At 68.1% G+C, this 17,523-nt stretch carries 15 protein-coding genes; 8 read left to right on the plus strand and 7 right to left on the minus strand.

Annotated elements, in window-relative coordinates:
* Nucleotides 1-2 precede the first annotated feature (2 nt).
* Complete coding sequence (recA, locus tag MFF26_RS09580; protein WP_373324438.1) at nt 3-1,082, minus strand: recombinase RecA; 1,080 nt, start codon at nt 1,080-1,082, stop codon at nt 3-5.
* Nucleotides 1,083-1,433: 351 nt separating this feature from the next.
* Nucleotides 1,434-2,144, minus strand: a complete 711-nt coding sequence (locus tag MFF26_RS09585) for a hypothetical protein (RefSeq protein ID WP_137827538.1) — start codon at nt 2,142-2,144, stop codon at nt 1,434-1,436.
* A gap of 278 nt (nt 2,145-2,422) precedes the next feature.
* Between MFF26_RS09585 and MFF26_RS09590 the strand changes: the two genes are divergently transcribed.
* The 4 genes from MFF26_RS09590 (at nt 2,423) to MFF26_RS09605 (ending at nt 7,507) form a co-directional block, all read left to right on the plus strand.
* Complete coding sequence (locus MFF26_RS09590) at nt 2,423-3,589, plus strand: YihY/virulence factor BrkB family protein (protein WP_137827539.1); 1,167 nt, start codon at nt 2,423-2,425, stop codon at nt 3,587-3,589.
* Nucleotides 3,590-3,785: 196 nt separating this feature from the next.
* Nucleotides 3,786-6,005: a TonB-dependent siderophore receptor gene (locus MFF26_RS09595; protein ID WP_137827540.1), complete on the plus strand. Its 2,220-nt coding sequence runs from the start codon at nt 3,786-3,788 to the stop codon at nt 6,003-6,005.
* Between the two features lie 16 nt (nt 6,006-6,021).
* A complete protein-coding gene (locus MFF26_RS09600) occupies nt 6,022-6,174 on the plus strand; it encodes a hypothetical protein (RefSeq protein ID WP_171015378.1) in 153 nt (50 codons plus the stop codon).
* 112 nt (nt 6,175-6,286) lie between these two features.
* Nucleotides 6,287-7,507: a PepSY-associated TM helix domain-containing protein gene (locus MFF26_RS09605; protein ID WP_137827610.1), complete on the plus strand. Its 1,221-nt coding sequence runs from the start codon at nt 6,287-6,289 to the stop codon at nt 7,505-7,507.
* Here the strand turns inward: MFF26_RS09605 and MFF26_RS09610 are convergent.
* Both MFF26_RS09610 and MFF26_RS09615 read right to left on the minus strand, forming a co-directional pair.
* Nucleotides 7,465-7,956, minus strand: coding sequence for a cupin domain-containing protein (locus tag MFF26_RS09610; protein WP_137827541.1), 492 nt, complete (start codon nt 7,954-7,956; stop codon nt 7,465-7,467). The genes MFF26_RS09605 and MFF26_RS09610 overlap by 43 nt on opposite strands.
* 155 nt (nt 7,957-8,111) lie before the next feature.
* Complete coding sequence (locus MFF26_RS09615; RefSeq protein WP_137827542.1) at nt 8,112-8,501, minus strand: hypothetical protein; 390 nt, start codon at nt 8,499-8,501, stop codon at nt 8,112-8,114.
* 450 nt (nt 8,502-8,951) lie between these two features.
* On the opposite strand from MFF26_RS09615, the gene polA reads away from it, so the two are divergent.
* Both polA and MFF26_RS09625 read left to right on the plus strand, forming a co-directional pair.
* The gene (polA, locus tag MFF26_RS09620) at nt 8,952-12,095 is read left to right on the plus strand and encodes a DNA polymerase I (RefSeq protein WP_238307962.1); all 3,144 of its coding nucleotides are present in this window, start codon (nt 8,952-8,954) and stop codon (nt 12,093-12,095) included.
* A gap of 169 nt (nt 12,096-12,264) precedes the next feature.
* Nucleotides 12,265-12,603, plus strand: coding sequence for a GIY-YIG nuclease family protein (locus tag MFF26_RS09625; RefSeq protein ID WP_137827543.1), 339 nt, complete (start codon nt 12,265-12,267; stop codon nt 12,601-12,603).
* A 148-nt stretch (nt 12,604-12,751) separates the two neighbouring features.
* Here MFF26_RS09625 and MFF26_RS09630 read toward each other — a convergent pair whose 3' ends face one another.
* Together MFF26_RS09630 and MFF26_RS09635 are read right to left on the minus strand one after the other, a co-directional pair.
* On the minus strand, nt 12,752-13,768 hold the full coding sequence (locus tag MFF26_RS09630) for a D-cysteine desulfhydrase family protein (RefSeq protein ID WP_137827544.1): 1,017 nt from the start codon (nt 13,766-13,768) through the stop codon (nt 12,752-12,754).
* Nucleotides 13,769-13,774: 6 nt separating this feature from the next.
* Nucleotides 13,775-15,622, minus strand: a complete 1,848-nt coding sequence (locus tag MFF26_RS09635; protein ID WP_137827545.1) for an ABC transporter transmembrane domain-containing protein — start codon at nt 15,620-15,622, stop codon at nt 13,775-13,777.
* 196 nt (nt 15,623-15,818) lie between these two features.
* On the opposite strand from MFF26_RS09635, the gene rpmE reads away from it, so the two are divergent.
* A complete protein-coding gene (gene rpmE, locus MFF26_RS09640; RefSeq protein WP_137827546.1) occupies nt 15,819-16,073 on the plus strand; it encodes a 50S ribosomal protein L31 in 255 nt (84 codons plus the stop codon).
* A 110-nt stretch (nt 16,074-16,183) separates the two neighbouring features.
* On the opposite strand, the gene rcdA is transcribed toward rpmE, so the two are convergent.
* Nucleotides 16,184-16,717, minus strand: a complete 534-nt coding sequence (gene rcdA, locus MFF26_RS09645; RefSeq protein WP_137827547.1) for a protease adaptor protein RcdA — start codon at nt 16,715-16,717, stop codon at nt 16,184-16,186.
* Between the two features lie 631 nt (nt 16,718-17,348).
* Here rcdA and rpmH point away from each other — a divergent pair.
* Nucleotides 17,349-17,483, plus strand: a complete 135-nt coding sequence (rpmH, locus tag MFF26_RS09650; RefSeq protein WP_012253788.1) for a 50S ribosomal protein L34 — start codon at nt 17,349-17,351, stop codon at nt 17,481-17,483.
* The last annotated feature ends 40 nt before the right edge of the window (nt 17,484-17,523 follow it).

A 17,523-nucleotide genomic window follows, 5' to 3' on the forward strand; every position in this document is an offset into this window, starting at 1 on the left:
CGTCAGGCTTCGCCTTCGTCGAGATCGTCCGCCGTCGGCTTGGCGTTCTCGAGGATGCGGTCGGCCACCAGACCCGAATTCTGCCGGATCGAGCCCTCGATCTTGGCAGCGATGTCGGGATTGTCGCGCAGGAAGCCCTTCGCGTTCTCGCGGCCCTGGCCGAGGCGCTGGCTATCGTAGGAGAACCACGCGCCCGCCTTCTCGACGATGCCGGCCTTGACGCCGAGATCGATCAGCTCGCCGACCTTGGAGACGCCCTCGCCGAACATGATGTCGAATTCGACCTGCTTGAAGGGCGGAGCGACCTTGTTCTTGACGACCTTGACGCGGACCTGATTGCCGATCGCCTCATCGCGATCCTTCAGGGTCGAGACGCGGCGGATATCGAGGCGCACCGATGCGTAGAACTTCAGCGCATTGCCGCCCGTCGTGGTCTCGGGCGAACCGTACATCACGCCGATCTTCATCCGGATCTGGTTGATGAAGATGACCATGCAGTTCGAGCGCGAGATCGAACCGGTGAGCTTGCGAAGGGCTTGGCTCATCAGGCGGGCCTGAAGGCCGGGCTGGCTCTCGCCCATCTCACCCTCGATCTCCGCTCGCGGGGTCAGGGCGGCGACGGAATCGACCACCAGCACGTCGATCGCGCCCGAGCGCACCAGCGTGTCGGTGATCTCAAGCGCCTGCTCGCCGGTATCGGGCTGCGAGATCAGCAGATCGTCGAGATGGACGCCGAGCTTGCGCGCGTAGACCGGATCGAGGGCATGCTCGGCATCGACGAAGGCGCAGACGCCGCCCTTCTTCTGGGCTTCTGCGATGGTGTGCAGCGCGAGCGTCGTCTTGCCCGAGGATTCCGGCCCGTAGATCTCGATGACCCGGCCGCGCGGCAGACCGCCGACGCCCAGCGCGATATCGAGACCCAGCGAGCCGGTGGAGACCGTCTCGACCTCCTGCACCTTGTCGGACTTGCCGAGGCGCATGATCGAGCCCTTGCCGAAGGCCCGCTCGATCTGCGTCAGCGCCGCATCGATCGCCTTCGCCTTGTCCTTGTCCGCAGCAGCCATCGTCGTGGATTCCACCATCTTCAGCGCAGGCTGGGCCATCGCGTGAGGCTCCTTATGCATGGGAGGGGCGCAAGGCTCAATGCGCCCGGGCCGATGCATTTCGTACCTGTTTTGTTCTCATTGTGCAAGGGCGAGTGCAGGAGAACGCTCCGCGAATGCGTGCGCTCTTACGGGACGGCGACCTGCACCTTCCCGTAGAACGGGCGACCTTTTCCGGATCGAAACACGAGCGCCGCGACAGGAGGTGGCAAGTCCTTCGAGGGCGGGCACGACGCTCGGGCGAGGATCGTTCCCTCGCCCTCGGCTCATCTCGATCGTGCGGTATTCCCCGTGCGAGCGCCGACCTCGTCGCCGCCCGACCGACGCCGTTTACTGCGCCGTCTTCCACAAGCTGATCACCCGGGCGCCGGTGCCCGTCTCGGCCCGGGCCTGCCGGGTCAGCGTCTCGATCTCCTCCTGCGGCGCGAGGCGGCGGGCCTTGGCCAGCGCCTTGCGAGCCTCCTCCGCCGGCATAGCGCCGTGGGGGACCATCATGGCGAGCAGTTGCTTGCGGGTCTTGGAGTCGAGGGAGCGCGAGGACCGAACGTCCTCGAAATCGGTCATCCGGTGGCGCGCCGCCTTGCTGCCGCGTCCGCGATCCTCGCGGCCGAGAAACACCTTCGGACCGCCGGGCATCACCACGATGTCGCCGGGACGCAGGGTGTCGTCGCGCAGGAGGGCGGCGGTCGGGTTGGCCGCGATCGCCTTCTGATCGACCGGCTGCTTACCGCTGACGCCGGACACGTCCTCATCCTTGGGCAAGGCGGCGTAGCGCACCTTGGGCTTCGCACGGTCGGCCCCGCGGCTGTGGCGGCGCCAGCGGTAGCGCTCGTTCACCTCGCCCCCGCCATAGGACGGCACGGCCTGCACGGGTGCGGGCGGAGCCTCGACCTGCCGCGGTGTCCCACCGAAGAGATGCCCAAATAGGCCGCCGAGGCCGGCCTCCTGAGCGTGGACGCCCGCGATCGTCGAGAACACAAGGGCGGAAGACGCGAGAACGAGCGCGATGCGCCGTCCGGAGCGAGGCAGGGTCGAAGGCATCGGCGGCTCCTGAAGCTACCTCACGACGCTCCTGATACGCAGGAGCCGGCTTTCCGCGTGGGCGGAACAATCGTGAGAAACACTCGTCGAGGTTGGTCGCGTTCGACCGATGCGCACTCAACATGGGGCCGAGCTTCAGGGTTCCGGCAGAAGGGTGTTTGAATTGTGAATTTTCAAGGGCAGAACGCGAGGCCCATCACGCCGATGTGAACCGAGCACGGTGCCGGGCGGTTGCCCATGGTGCCGCTTTCCCGCGGTGACCGGAGCCGACCGAGACGATGCCGACGAACGACCCGTCCCCGTCCCTTCCCGTGATCCAGCCCGAACCGCGCCACCCCACGCTGTGGACGCTCGCCCTGTCGGCGGCCCTTCTCGGGCTCGTCGCCCTGCCGCGCCGGGCTCCTTCCCGCACCGGCGGCGCCCCGCGAGAGCCGAACGGGGACGCGGCCCGCCAGGAATCACCCTCGCACGAGGGTGCGGATGCGCATCGGGTGGCGCGGACGGAGCGGGATCGCGGCCGGGCGGCCGAGAGCCCCGAGAAGATTCCCGCTGCGGGCTGGTGGGACATCCTCAAGCGCGCCTACCACGACGTCGGCGAGAACCGGCTGATGCTGGTCTCGGCGGGGGTGACCTTCTTCGTGCTGCTGGCGATCTTCCCGGCCATCGCTGCCCTCGTCTCGGTCTACGGCCTGATCGCCGACATCGCGACGATCAACCAGCAGATCGAGGCATTGCGCGGGATCCTGCCCTCGGGCGGGCTCGACATCGTCAGCGAACAGGTCAAGCGCGTGGCCGAGAAGGGTGACACGACCCTGGGCCTCACCGCGCTCACCGGCATCGCCCTCTCGGTCTGGAGCGCCAATGGCGGGGTCAAGCACGTCTTCGACGCGCTCAACCTCGTCTACAACGAGCGGGAGCGGCGCGGCTTCTTTCGGCTCAACCTCGTCTCGCTCGCCTTCACGGCCGGCGCCTTGCTCTTCATCGTGCTGGCCTTGGCCGGCATCGTCGCCGTACCGGTGGCGATCCAGACCCTGGGCCTGAGCACGGAAGGATGGTGGCTCGCGCTGCTGCGCTGGCCGGCGCTGTTCCTCGTCGTGCTCGGAATGCTCGCCGTGCTCTATCGCTACGGCCCGAGCCGAGACGCGCCGCGCTGGCGCTGGGTGACCCCCGGCGGCATGCTCGCCGCCTTCCTGTGGCTGGCCGGTTCGCTGCTGTTCTCGTGGTACGTCGCGAATTTCGGCTCGTACGACAAGACCTACGGGTCGCTCGGCGCCGCCATCGGCTTCATGACCTGGATCTGGATCTCGACCACGATCGTGCTGCTCGGCGCCCAGATCAATGCCGAGACCGAGCACCAGACAGCGGAGGACACGACGGTCGGTGCGCCGAAGCCCCTCGGCGACCGCGATGCCCGGATGGCGGACACGGTCGGTGCCTCGCCGTGAGGTCTCACGTTTCGACAAGTCGAGCATGGCAATCAAGACTGATATTCTCGCAGATCGTCAATCGAGTTTCGTGGATCGATGGGCATGCACGGATCTCACCTTGACCCGATAAATTAACAATTGTTAGGAAGATGGACCCGCCTGACGGATCGGCCCGCCTTCCGCGGGCGCCGGTTGGGGCGGACGACCCGACTGCATGCCTCCACAATCTCCTTCCGCGACCGTGCTCCTGCTCGGCGCGCTTCTCGCCGCGTCCGATGCGCAGGCGCAGGGAGCGAGCGATCCCGTCGTCGCCCTCGACGAATTGTCGGTGACCGGTGACGGCAAGGCGATCTCCCGGGGCTACCAGCCTGTGCGCTCCTCCGTGGCCACGATCACCGAGACCCCGCTGATCAAGGTGCCGCAATCCATCGCCGTGGTCACCGAGCAGGTGCTGCAGGATCAGGCCGTGCGCAGCCTCGACGAAGCGCTCGTCAACGTATCGGGCATCACCCAGACCAACACCCTCGGCGGTACGCAGGACGCCTTCCTCCGCCGCGGCTTCGGCGAGCGAGCGGACGGCTCGATCCTACGCGACGGCCTGCGCACGGCGCTGCCGCGCTCGTTCATGCCGACGACCCAGCGCGTCGAGGTGCTCAAGGGACCAGCCTCCGCGCTCTACGGCATCCTCGATCCGGGCGGGCTCATCAACATCGTCACCAAGAAGCCGCGCTTCGTCCAAGCGGGCTATCTCGAAGTGTTCGGCACCAGCTTCAACGGCGGCGGTATCGAGCTGGACCAGACCGGTCCGATCGAGGGGACGAACCTCGCCTACCGCTTCATCGCCGAGCACCGCAACCGGGAATACTGGCGCAACTTCGGCACCGAGAATCGCCAAGTGGTCGCCCCGTCCGTGACATGGCAGGGCGACGCCACGCGGGTGACGCTGGGCTATGAATGGTCGCGTTACCACGAACCGTTCGACCGCGGCACGGTGTTCGATCCGCTCACCGGCAAGGCGGTGCGGGTGCCGTCCAGCCGGCGCTTCGACGAGCGCTACAACATCACCAGGGGTGAGAGCCACGTCGCCACGCTCTCGGCCGAGCACAACTTCAACGAACGGTGGAAGGCGAACCTCAATTACGCCTTCAGCCACGATTTCTACGCGGACAACCAAGCCCGGGTGATGGGCTACAACCCGGCCACCGGCATCCTGACCCGCCGGGTCGACGCGACCCAGGGCTCCAGCACCTCCGTACATTCGGGCCGGATCGACCTCGTCGGCAAAGAGACCATCCTCGGCTTCGACCACGAGATCCTGATCGGTGCCTCCTACGATCAGTGGAATGGGCACCGGCAGAACATGATCCGAAGCCAGCAGCGCGCCGGCTTCAACATCTACAACCCCGTCTACGGGACGCTTCCGCAAAGCTTCGCGGTGTCCAACTCGGAGAGCGACCAGCGCGAAATCCTCAACACCACCTCGGTCTACATTCAGGATACCGTAGCCCTGACCGACCGCCTCACGGCCGTCGCGGGCCTGCGCTATCAGGATTACGATCAGATCGCCGGCAAGGGACGCCCGTTCAACCGGAACACCGACGTCTCCGGCAACCGCACCGTGCCGCGCCTTGGCCTCGTCTATATGCTGACGCCGAACCTGTCGGTCTACGGGTCATACAGCGAGACCTTCCGGCCGAATTCCTCGATTGCTAGCCGGATCGGCGCGCTGCCGCCGGAATTGGGCCGCGCCTACGAGGTCGGACTGAAGGCCGAGCTGTTCGGCGGCATCACGGCGACCGCCGCGCTCTACGACATCCTCAAATCAAACGTGATCTACTTCGATACGGCCACGCGGTCGGCCACGCAGGCGGAACTGGCTGCGCGGCCTTCGGAAAAGACCATCACGGAAACCATAGCCCGCGTCGCAGGCCGTGTCCGCTCCCGCGGGTTCGAGCTCGACATTGCCGGGCAGATTGCACCGGATTGGAGCCTCGTCGGCACCTATGCCTACAACGATGCGCGGGTCGAACAGGACCCGGATCCGACCATCAACGGCAAGCGGCTCGCCAATGCCGCGATCCACACCGCTTCGCTGTTCCTCACCCACGATTTCGGGCTGGTGTCCGGCCTCTTCGGCGAGGGCCGACTGCGGGCGGGCATCGGCGGGCGCTATGTCGGCGAGCGGGCCGGCTCCGCGACGAACCGGTTCCCATCACCCTACACGAATGCCCGCTTCTTCCTGCCGGAATATGCGGTCGCCGATGCCTTCCTGGCCTACGACACCCAGGTGGCGGGCCGGCCGGCGACATTCCAGCTCAACCTGCGCAACCTGACCAACGCCACGACCTACACCTCGTCCATCGGGTCGAACAATTACGCCGTCACGATCGGCGAGCCGTTCCAGGCCATCGTCACCGCGCGCACCTTCTGGTGATCGACGGGGCTGGCGCGTGGCGGCGACCCTCCGCACCTTCGTGCTGCGCTTGCACTGGGCGCTCGGCCTCGGCGCCGGTCTGGCCCTCGTGCTGACGGGTGTGACCGGCGCGATCGCGCGTTACGAGGCCGCGCTCCAAGAATGGATCGACACGGCCTCGCGATGGTGACACGAGCCGTCCCCCCGACCTCGATCGACGCCCGCTGCCCGACATGGCAGCGGGCATGCCGTTTCCCATCGTCATCACCGCGCATCGTCCGGTGGTCCATCGGGATTTCCACATGACGGTGACCGTCCGCACGGTTCTGTTCCGACTCCATTGGGCCCTCGGCCTCACCGCCGGTTTCGCGCTGATGCTGATCGGCGTGACCGGCGCGATGATGAGCTACGAGGAGGCGATCCACGAGTGGATCGATGCGGATCTCGCTTTCATCGTGGCCCCGGTCCAGGATCGGCCGCGGCTCGGGCCGGACGCGCTGGTCGCGCGGGCCGAGGCGCAACGGCCGGGCCTCTCGGTTGATGCCCTGACCCTGGCGGGCGACCCCGCGCGGGTGCCCCGCGCCCGCTTCGCCCGGCAGGACGGCCATCGCCCCGCCTCCGCCTATCTCGATCCCTATGACGGCACGCTGCGCGGACTCGCCCGGGCGGAGGGCGCGTTCGCGACGATCCGGGCGCTGCACCGCTACCTTCTGCTCCCCGGAGACGGCGGGGGTTGGGGCCGGACAGCGACGGGCGCCTGCGCCCTGACCCTTCTGGTCTTCCTCGGAACCGGCGTGTATCTGCGCTGGCCGAAGATTCACCGCTGGAAGATCTGGCTCAAGCCCACCCTCGCCCGGCCAGGGCGGGCCCGCTGGTGGTCCCTGCACGCGGTGCTCGGCACGTGGCTCGTGCCGATCTATCTCGTGCTGGTCCTCTCCGGCCTATGGTGGTCGTACGACTGGTATCGCAGCGGCGCGACTTGGCTCCTCACCGGCACCGTCCCGCCCGGGAAGGAAGCGGCGGCGAAACGCAACGCCGAACGCCCCGCCGCGCCCGAGCGACCTTTCGCCCTCGACGCCGCCTGGGCCACCTTCATGGAAGCCGAGGGTCGCGATGCGACGCAGGCCACGCTCACCCTCCCGGGGCCGGAGCTGCGGGTGATCCGCATCCGCTGGCTGCGGGCCGGGCAAAGGCCGGAGGACCGGGACGAGATGACCTTCGATGCCCGGACCGGATCGCTCCTCACGCTCAAGCGGGCGGCCGACAAGCCCCTCGGCCGCCGAATCGCCGACAACATGTTCGAGGTGCATCGAGGCCGCTTCTTCGGCGAGGCGGTCGGCCTCCTGTTCTTCGTCGCCGCCCTGGCGCTGCCGCTCTTCGCGGCCACCGGGCTGACGCTCTACATCCTGCGGCGACGCGCGGGCCGCCGACGCAACGCGGCACCCGGCGGCGTCGCCGCACGCCCCCTCGTTCCCGGGCGTCAGTTCTGGGCGCGGCTCGGGTCGTCGGCCGGATTGAGGTAATCGACCCCGAACGGTCCGCTGCCGTTGACCTGAAGAACCACCTCTTCGTCGGTGGTCCAGAGGGAATGGGGCATGGCTTCGGGCAAATAGACGAAGCCCCCGGCCTTGAGCGGCTCGCCCTTGCTCTTGTCCACGGTCTTGCCGTGCTGATGGTAGATCGAGCCGGTCAGGATCGTCAGCGTCTCATCCTTGGAATGGGTGTGCGGCGCGATCACGGTGTTGGCCGGAAACTTCACCCTCAGAACGAAGGGGCCGGGTTTAGTGGGATCGCCGGCCAAGGCGACGATCTGCGTGCCCTTGGGCAGGTTCGGCGGCCCCGGCTGCCACTGGACGGCGCTTCCCTCGGGGAGGGTCACGGCGGCAGGGTGAGCGTGGTCACCGGCCGCAAGGGCGGGTGCGGCGAGCAGCGCGGACAGGGCCGCGACGGTCAGAACGGTTCGAACAGGCATCCTCATCCTCGGAGCAAGTCGCTGGAGCAGCTCCGCTGCCCAACGTCCTTTGCAGTGCATCGTTGCCCGAGGATGCATCCAAGCGCGGCCCGATCACGCAAAAGGGAACGGCGGGGCTCCCACCCCGCCGCTCCCCTTCAAACGATGCGCTCGACTTAGTAAGCCGGGCCGCCGCTCACGCGGCCATACTGCGGCACGGTGCGGTCGAGCTGCTCGGCGTTACCACCGCGCGCCGAATAATCGACAGTGCCGCCGCGACGCGGAGCGACCGAGCCGGTGACGATGTCGTCCGCCGTGCCGACGGTGCCGCCGACCACGCCGCCCACGATGGTGCCCGCTGCGCCGACGGTGCCGCCGACGATGTTGCCGACGCCGCCGATGATACCGCCCTGACGGTTCGGCTCGATATGGGCGCCCCATACATTGAGGGTGCCGTCACGGTTGTAGCTGGCGCTGTCCGTGTCGAAGTTCTGCGCAAGGCTCGGTGTCGCGGCGAGGCCGAGCGACAGAGCAGCGGCGGCGGTGATCTGGGTGATGATCTTCATGATTGATCCTACATCTCGAAGCTTCGGCAGCGCGGGTGAGACACTAAAGAGCGTATTCGCCACTTCGGTCGTCGCTGCCCGTTTGCGATGGGCCAGATCTGGTGCGTCTCATCTACACGGCAATGCCTGCTTTGTCGCACCGCACCATCACTATTTTTCAAATTAGTCTGAGAACGATGCAATTTGGTGCCGCGACAGGATGCGCTCAAAAATTTCATGAGCTTAAGCAATGGGTTCCAGCGTTTGTGCGGCGCAAACCTGGGACGTGCGTCGGCGCACTGGGCTCGGGTCGCCGCGAATTTTTTCTCTGCCGCGACGATCGATGCGGGCCCGGGCGCTCGATCAACGGTGATTGGCGGCGTTTCCCCTCTCGGTGGCGATGGCCCGGGACGGCGAAAATGCTCTATGGCTTCGCCTTCCGTGTTCGTCCCGCCGATGGTGGCCCGAAAGATGACCGACGAGACAACAGCCCATCCGGCCCGAGCCGCTGCGGCGAAGCCGGTCGGGGCCGATGACCGGGTGATCCTGGTCGACGGCTCGTCCTTCATCTTCCGCGCGTATTTCCAGTCGATCAACCAGGATCAGAAGTACAACACGCGGCCATCCGACGGTCTGCCCACGGGCGCCGTGCGCCTCTTCTGCACGAAGATCGCGCAATTTCTCCAAGACGGGGCGGCCGGGGTGAAGCCGACGCATCTCGGCATCGTCTTCGACAAGTCCGAGGGCTCGTTCCGCAAGGAGCTGTTTCCGGACTACAAGGGTCACCGCCCCGATGCGCCCGACGACCTCAAGCGGCAGATGCCGCTGATGCGCGACGCGGTGCGCGCCTTCGGCCTGCACGCGGTCGAGCTGATCCGCTTCGAGGCCGATGATCTGATCGCCACCTATGCGCGGCAGGCCGAGGCCCGGGGCGCCGAGGTCATCATCGTGTCCTCCGACAAGGACCTGATGCAGCTCGTCTCGGACAAGATCCGGTTCTACGATTTCGAGTCGGGAGCCAAGGGCAAGCCCGGCTACCGGCCCGAGCGCAATCTCGATCGCGACGCGATCATCGCGAAGTGGGAGGGCCTATCGCCGGAGCAGATCGGCGACGCGCTGGCGCTCATCGGCGACACGTCGGACAACGTGCCGGGCGTGCCCGGCATCGGGCTGAAGACCGCCGCCGCGCTCATCAAGGAATATGGCAGCCTCGAGCAGCTGCTGGAGCGGGCCGCCGAGATCAAGCAGCCCAAGCGCCGCGAGACGCTGCTGGCCAATATCGACCAGGCCAAACTCTCCCGCCGCCTCGTGGCCCTGGAAGAGAACGTGCCGGTGCCGGTGCCGCTGGACGAGCTCGGTGTGCCGGAGCCGAACCCGGAGAAGCTGGTCGGCTTCCTCAAGGCCATGGAGTTCAACACCCTGACGCGGCGCATCGCGCAGATGCTCCACGTCGATCCGGAGGCGGTGAAACCCGACCCCGCCCTGCTGCCGGGGGCGCAGCCCCACGCCTACACCAATGCCGCCGGCGGCTCGGACGCGGTGCCGTTCTTCGACGATTCCGTGCCCGTCGATCCCGAGACGGAAGCGGCCCCCGAGCGAACGGATGGGGCGGCGCCCCCCGAGGCCGGCGAGGTCGATCCCTTCGCCGATCTCGACCTGCCCGACGCCGCGCCGAAGAAGCGGGGCCCGTCCGAGCCCACGCCCTCGACATTGGTCGCCGCCCGCGCAGCGGAAGCGGTCAAGCCGTTCGACACCGCGGCCTACGAGACCGTCACCACCGTCGCGCAGCTGGAGGCCTGGATCGCCGAAAGCTACGAGGCCGGCGTGGTCGCGGTCGATACAGAGACCGACGCCCTCGACGCCGCCAAGGCGGGCTTGGTCGGCGTCTCGCTCGCCACCGCCCCGGGGCGGGCCTGCTACATCCCACTCGCCCATGTCGCGCCGGAAACGAAGGGCGGCGACCTGTTCGGCGAGGGAGGCGAGGTCGCCAAGGCACCGGCGCAGATCGATCTCGACGAAGCCCTGAGGCTCTTGAAGCCCCTGCTCGAAGATCCGGGCACGCTCAAGATCGGCCAGAACCTGAAATACGACCTCTCGGTGCTGCACCGTTACGGCATCGACGTGACCCCGTTCGACGACACGATGCTGATCTCCTACGTGCTCGATGCCGGCAAGGGCGGGCACGGCATGGACGAGTTGGCGCGCCGCCATCTCGGCCACCAGCCGATCACCTTCGCGGACGTCGCCGGAACCGGGCGCAACAAGGTCACCTTCGACCGGGTACCCCTCGACAAGGCGACCGCCTACGCGGCCGAGGATGCCGACGTGACGCTGCGGCTGTGGCGGATGATGAAGCCGCGCCTCGTCGCGGAGCGGCGGGTTACGGTCTACGAGACGTTGGAGCGCCCCCTCGTGCCGGTGCTCGCCCGGATGGAGCGGGCGGGCATCCGCATCGATCGCGGCATGCTGAGCCGCCTCTCGGGCGATTTCTCGCAGATCCTCGCGCGGCTCGAAGAAGAGATTCAGGAGGATGCCGGCGAGAAGTTCCAGGTGTCCTCGCCGAAGCAGATCGGCGACGTGCTGTTCGGCAAGATGGGTCTGCCCGGCGCCAAGAAGACGCCGTCCGGCCAATGGGCCACGCCCGCGACCTTGCTCGAAGAGCTGGCCCAGGCCGGCCACGACCTGCCGAAGAAGATCCTGAACTGGCGCCAGCTCTCCAAGCTGAAATCGACCTATACCGACTCGCTGCAGGAACATGCCGACCGGGAGACCAACCGGGTCCACACCTCGTTCTCCCTGGCCGCCACCACCACGGGACGGCTCTCCTCCTCCGATCCCAATCTGCAGAACATCCCGATCCGCACCGAGGAGGGCCGCCGCATCCGCCGCGCCTTCGTGGCGCCGGAGGGCAAAAAGCTGATCTCGGCGGATTACTCGCAGATTGAGCTGCGGCTCCTCGCCCACATCGCCGACATCCCGCAGCTGCGCGAGGCGTTCGAGCAGGGGCTCGACATCCACGCGGCCACCGCTTCGGCCATGTTCGGCGTGCCGCTCGACCAGATGACCGGCGATCTGCGCCGCCGGGCCAAGACCATCAATTTCGGCATCATCTACGGCATTTCGGCCTTCGGGCTGGCCGACCGCCTCGGCATCGGCCGCGAGGAGGCCTCCGCCTTCATCAAGCAGTATTTCGAGCGCTTTCCCGGCATCCGCGACTACATCGATACGACGAAGCGCTCCTGCCGCGACAAGGGCTACGTCACGACCCTGTTCGGGCGCGTCTGCCACTATCCGCAGATCCGCTCCAACAACCCCTCCGAGCGGGCGAGCGTGGAGCGCCAGGCCATCAACGCCCCAATCCAGGGCACCGCCGCCGACATCATCCGCCGCGCCATGACGCGGATGGAGGACGCGCTCGTGGCCGAGAAGCTCGACGTGCGGATGCTGCTGCAGGTGCACGACGAACTGGTGTTCGAGGCGCACGACGAGGAGGTCGAGCGGGCGATCCCGGTGATCGCCCGGGTGATGGAGGAGGCGCCGGCTCCCGCGCTCACCTTACGCGTGCCGCTGGTGGTGGAAGCGCGGGCGGCGGGGAACTGGGAGGAGGCGCATTGAGCGCTTCTCCACCGTCCTCATCCTGAAATGCCGCGTGAGCGGCCTCGAAGGAGGGCTTCAGGGATCGCGAGCAGACTGGAGGCCTCCTTCGAGGCCCGCCGAGGCGGGCACCTCGGGATGAGGAGATTTGGTAGAATCGGCGGATCACCATCGAGCCGCCGATTTGTCGATGCCCGCCTTCGTCTACATGCTCCGCTGCGCCGACGGCAGTTACTATGTCGGCTCGTCGCGCGGCGAGTCTTTGGATAAGCGGCTCGGCGAGCATGAGGTCGGAACTTACGCCGGCTACACCAGCCGGCGGCGCCCCGTGACGCTCGTCTGGTCGGAACAGTTCGAGCGCTTCGACGAGGCGGTCGCCTACGAACGGCGGCTAAAGGGCTGGAGCAGGGCGAAGAAGGAAGCGCTCATCCGCGGCGACTGGGACAGGTTGCAGGAGGCCGCGAAGAGGTCCACTGCACAACAGCCGTCCGACCCACCCCCCTCTTCCAACCCATCCCCCTCATCCTGAGGTGCGGCGCGAAGCGGCCTCGAAGGAGGGCTCCAGGGATCGCGAGCACGCTGGAGCCCTCCTTCGAGGCCGCTTCGCGGCACCTCAGGATGAGGGGGGATGGGCTGGAGGTTCCGAAACGGCTCTCGAAGAGCGCAGCACCAACCCCTCACGCCCCCGCAAACTCCCCCCGATACGCGAACAACCCCGGCACGCCGCCGGTCATCACGAACAGGACCGCCGCCCCCGCCGGATAGGCCCCCGCGCGCACATCGTGCAGCAATCCCGCAAAGGCCTTGCCGCTATAGACCGGGTCGAGCAGCAGCCCCTCCGTCCGCGCCATCAGCCGTACGGCCTCGCGCATGCCCTCCGTCGGGATGCCGTAGCCGGGGCCGCGATGGGCGCCGTCGATGCCGATGGCGTCGTCGGGCAGCGTGAGGCCGGGATCGATCAGCGCAGCGGTATCGCGGGCCCGGGCGATAGTGGCGCTGCGGGCCTGCTCCTCCGGCGCGAGCACGGTGTAGGACAGGACGCATCTCGGATCGCGCCCCAGGGCCAAAAACCCGGCGGCGAGGCCGGCATGGGTGCCGGCGCTGCCGTTCGGGACGACGATGCGGGCGAAGTCGAGCCCGATCAACGCGGCCTGTTCAGCGATCTCGGCGGCGCAAGCGGCGTAGCCGAGGCAGCCGAGCGGGCTCGATCCGCCGGAGGGGAAGACGGAGACCCGCCGCCCCTCGCCTCTCAGGACCTCGGCCCGCGCTTCGGCCTCCGCCAACGAATCCGCCTCCCCCGGCAGGAGATGGATGCGCGCGCCGAACAGGTCCTGCAGCAGGCGGTTGCCGTTGCCGGTGTAGTCGGCATCCTCCCGCGGCACGCTGCGGGTGAGGAACAGCTCGCAGGCGAGGCCGAGGCGGGCCGCCGCCGCCGCGGTCAGCCGCGCGTGGTTCGATTGCAGCGCCCCGACGGTGATGACGGTGTCGGCCCCCTCCGCCAGCGCCTGGCCCAGCAGGAATTCGAGCTTGCGCAGCTTGTTGCCGCCCCCACCCACGGGCCCGACATCGTCGCGCTTCACGAACAGGCGCACGCCGTTGAGCTCGGCCCCGAGATGGGTCGAGAGCCGGTCCAGCGAGCGGATCGGGGTCGGGCCGTCGGTGAGCGCCGCGCGCGGAAAGCGGGTGAGGTCCAAGGCGCCCTACTCCGCGGCGACCTTCGGGCCGGGATCGCGGGCGCGGGCGCTCTCGTCGAAGGCGTCGGTGAATTGCAGGCTCGCGAGCTGCGCGTAGAGGCGCCCTTCCGCCAGCAGGCTCTCGTGGGTGCCTTCCTCAACGATGCGGCCGCCGTCGAACACGAGGATGCGGTCGGCGGCGCGGATCGTAGCCAGCCGGTGGGCGATGACGAGGGTGGTACGCCCCTGCATCAGCCGGTCGAGGGCGGTCTGGACCGCGCGCTCGCTCTCGGCATCGAGCGCCGAGGTCGCCTCGTCGAGGAGCAGGACCGGAGCATCCTTGAGGATCGCGCGGGCGATGGCGATCCGCTGGCGCTGGCCGCCGGAGAGCGTGGTGCCGCGCTCGCCCAGCAGCGTCGCGTAGCCCTGCGGCAGGGCGCGGACGAAGCCGTCCGCATTGGCGAGCCGCGCCGCCTCCTCGACCTGCGCATCGCTCGCCTCCGGCCGGCCGTAGCGGATATTCTCCGTGACCGTCCCGGAAAACACTACCGGGTCCTGCGGCACCAGCGACAGGCGGGCGCGCAAGGCGTCGAGATCGGCCTCGGGCAGGCGCACGCCGTCGAGACGCACCGCGCCCTCGTCCGGATCGTAGAACCGCAGCAGCAATTGCAGCACCGTGGTCTTGCCGGCCCCCGAGGGACCGACGAGCGCCACCCGCTCGCCCGGGGCCACCGTCAGGGAGACGCCGTCGAGCGCCGCGTGTTCGGGCCGGGTCGGGTAGCGGAAGCGCACATTCTCGAAACTGAGCGCACCGCGGGCCGGGCTCGGCAGCGGGGTCGGCGTCTTCGGCGACTGGATCACCGGCTCGGTGGCGAGAATCTCGCCGAGACGCTCGGCGGCACCTGCGGCCTGGGCGAGCTCGCCATAGACTTCCGAGAGCTGGCCGAGCGCGCTCGCGCCGAACACCGCGTAGAGCACGAATTGCGAGAGCTGGCCGGCGGAGGTGGTGCCCGCCAGCACGCCCTTGGCGCCGTACCACATCACGCCGACGACCGAGGCCGAGATCAGGAAGATCGCCACGCCGGTCAGCAGGGCGCGGGCCGTGATCGAGGCACGCGCCGCCCCGTAGGCGTTCTCGGAGGCCGCGGCGAAGCGCTCCGCGGTGGTGCGACCCATGCCGAAGGCCTGCATCGTGCGGATCGCCCCGACCGCCTCCGCGGCATAGGCCGAGGCGTCGGCGAGGCGATCCTGCGCGGCCCGCGAGCGGCGGCGCACGCCGCGTCCGGACACGATCAGGGGGAACACGATGAGCGGGATCGCCGCCAGCACGAGGATCGACAGGCCGGGGCTCGTCCACACCATCATCACGACGGCGCCGACGAACAGGAACAGGTTGCGCAGCAGGATCGAGATCGAGACGCCGAACACCGCCTTGACCTGGGTGGCGTCCGCCGTCAGCCGCGAGACGATCTCGCCCGATTGCGATTTGTCGAAGAAGGTGGGGTCGAGACTCGTCAGCCGGGCGAACACCGCCGAGCGCAGATCCGCGACGACCCGCTCGCCCAGGGTCACCACCGAGTAGTAGCGGCCCGCGCTCGACACCGCGAGCACCGCCACGACCCCGAGCAGGGCCAGGAAATAGGAATTGATGAAGACCTGGCCTTCCGGCGAGAAGCCGTGATCGATCACCCGCCGGATCGCCACGGGCACCACCAGCGTCGCGCCCGAGGCCGCGATCAGCGAGATCAAGGCCGCCAGGATGCGGCCGCGGTAGCGGGCGGCGAACGGGACCAGGGGTCTCAGCGCGCCGAGCGGCGCTTTTCCTCGACCGGTCGCGTCCGCGGCTCCGGACATCCCCTCACGCGCGCGGGCCATCGTTCCTCGTCATCGTTTCTTCTCTTCGTGCCATGTCGTCGTGCCATGTCATACGCCGCAGCGTGTCTCGGCGTCTCTTGTCCACCCTCAGGCGCTGAGGTATAGGCGCGCCCTCAACCGAATGCGCGCGATCTTTTGCCCTAGGCCGGTTTCCTCGGCGGCGAGGCCGGACGGCGTGCTACCTCAGGAATGCGTCATGGCAAAGAATGCGGCCGATAAGGCCAAGGGGACCGAGCACCCCGACTACCACTTCATCAAGGTCGTGATGACCGACGGCACCGAGTACCGGACCCGCTCCACCTACGGCAAGGAAGGCGACGTCCTCAACCTCGACATCGATCCGACGACGCACCCCGCCTGGACCGGCGGCGAGCAGAAGATGCTCGATCGCGGCGGCCGCGTGTCGCGCTTCAACAACCGCTTCGCCGGCCTCGGCTTCGGCAAGAAGTGATTGTCGTGCGATCGGGCCGCTGCCCGATTCGCTGAAACGGCGCCGCTTGCGGCGCCGTTTTCGTTTGTCGGCCCTGTCCGATCAGGGTCGAGGTCAGGCCGCAGCGGAGGCTACTCGCCTCCGAACGCCGCGCGCAGGCGCCCGAACTGTGCCGTCACCGGGCTCTCCAGCGGCGCCGGCGCCGGCCGATCCTCGCTGATCAGTTGATCGAGATGCAGGATGCGGGTGTGGAGGCGACGGGAGCGCCGCACCAGATCCTGAAGCCGCAGGGGCAGAGCCGCGAAGGTTGCGCTCGATTCGGCGGGGATCCGCTCGGGCTCGTTGAGCTTCACCCGGGTCTTCTCTTCCTGCGCCTGCACCAGGGTCAATTCCCCTTCCGAGACCGCGCGCTGCACGAGGAGCCAGGACGCGATCTGCATCAGGCGGGTCGTCAGGCGCATGCTCTCGCTGGCATAGGCGAGCGTCGCATCGCGGGAGATCAGGCGCGATTCGGCGCGGCCCTCGCCATCGAGATAGGCCGCCGTCTCCTCGACCAGCAGCATGCCCTCGCGGAACAGCGTACGGAACCCCTCCGAGGCCACGTAGGACTCGCCGAAGCTCACCCAATGGCGCTCGTCCCGGAACGTGACGTCGAACTCGGTCATCCTGCCTCCTGTGCCGCGCTGCTCACGGTTTCGTCCCGAAACGGGACGGGTTCTGTGCGGCTGCGGCCATTGGCGCAACTGTAGCGCCGTTTGGGGCCAGCGAGGGGCTTCACGAAGTTTTAACGTTAACAGGCCGGCATCGACCGGCCGCTCCCGGCCTGTGAAAGGCCAAAAAAAAGCCGCTCCACGGAGCGGCTTGTCGTGAGTCTACAGGGAGGCTTCAAACAGAGCGGATGGAAGACCCACTCAGGATCCAGACAATCTGGATGTGCCTCTTGATAGCCTGGAAAGGTTAATTGCCGGTTAAGCGACGGGGACCGGTCCGGGCTCGGCATTCCGAGATGCCGCATGCGCACCGAGGGCGAGACGAAGCCCGGCATCCACCATTTCGGCGAGGATCGAAGGCTCCAGCTTTCCGCGCAAAGCGGATCGGACTCGCGGGCGCGGGGTTCGCATCCGACATGCCCCCCGACATTGACTTGGGGCGCCCCCTCCTCCATAAGCCGCGCCATTGCGATGCGGCGCCCCGTCCGGGCGCCCTTCGCGTTTGCAGATCCCATTTCGAGGCTCGACGCCGGTCCGCGCGCTCCCAGCGCCGCCGGGCCGTTACCTCGGCCGCCGGAGACCCGCCATGAAGAGAACTTACCAGCCCAGCAAGCTTGTCCGGAAGCGCCGTCATGGCTTCCGCGCGCGCATGGCCACCGCCGGCGGCCGCAAGGTCATTGCCGCCCGCCGCGCGCACGGCCGCAAGCGCCTCTCCGCCTGATCGATGGACCGGCGCCGCCCCTCGGGCGGTGCCGCATCGC

The organism is Methylorubrum suomiense, assembly GCF_022179765.1.
Lineage (GTDB): Bacteria > Pseudomonadota > Alphaproteobacteria > Rhizobiales > Beijerinckiaceae > Methylobacterium > Methylobacterium suomiense.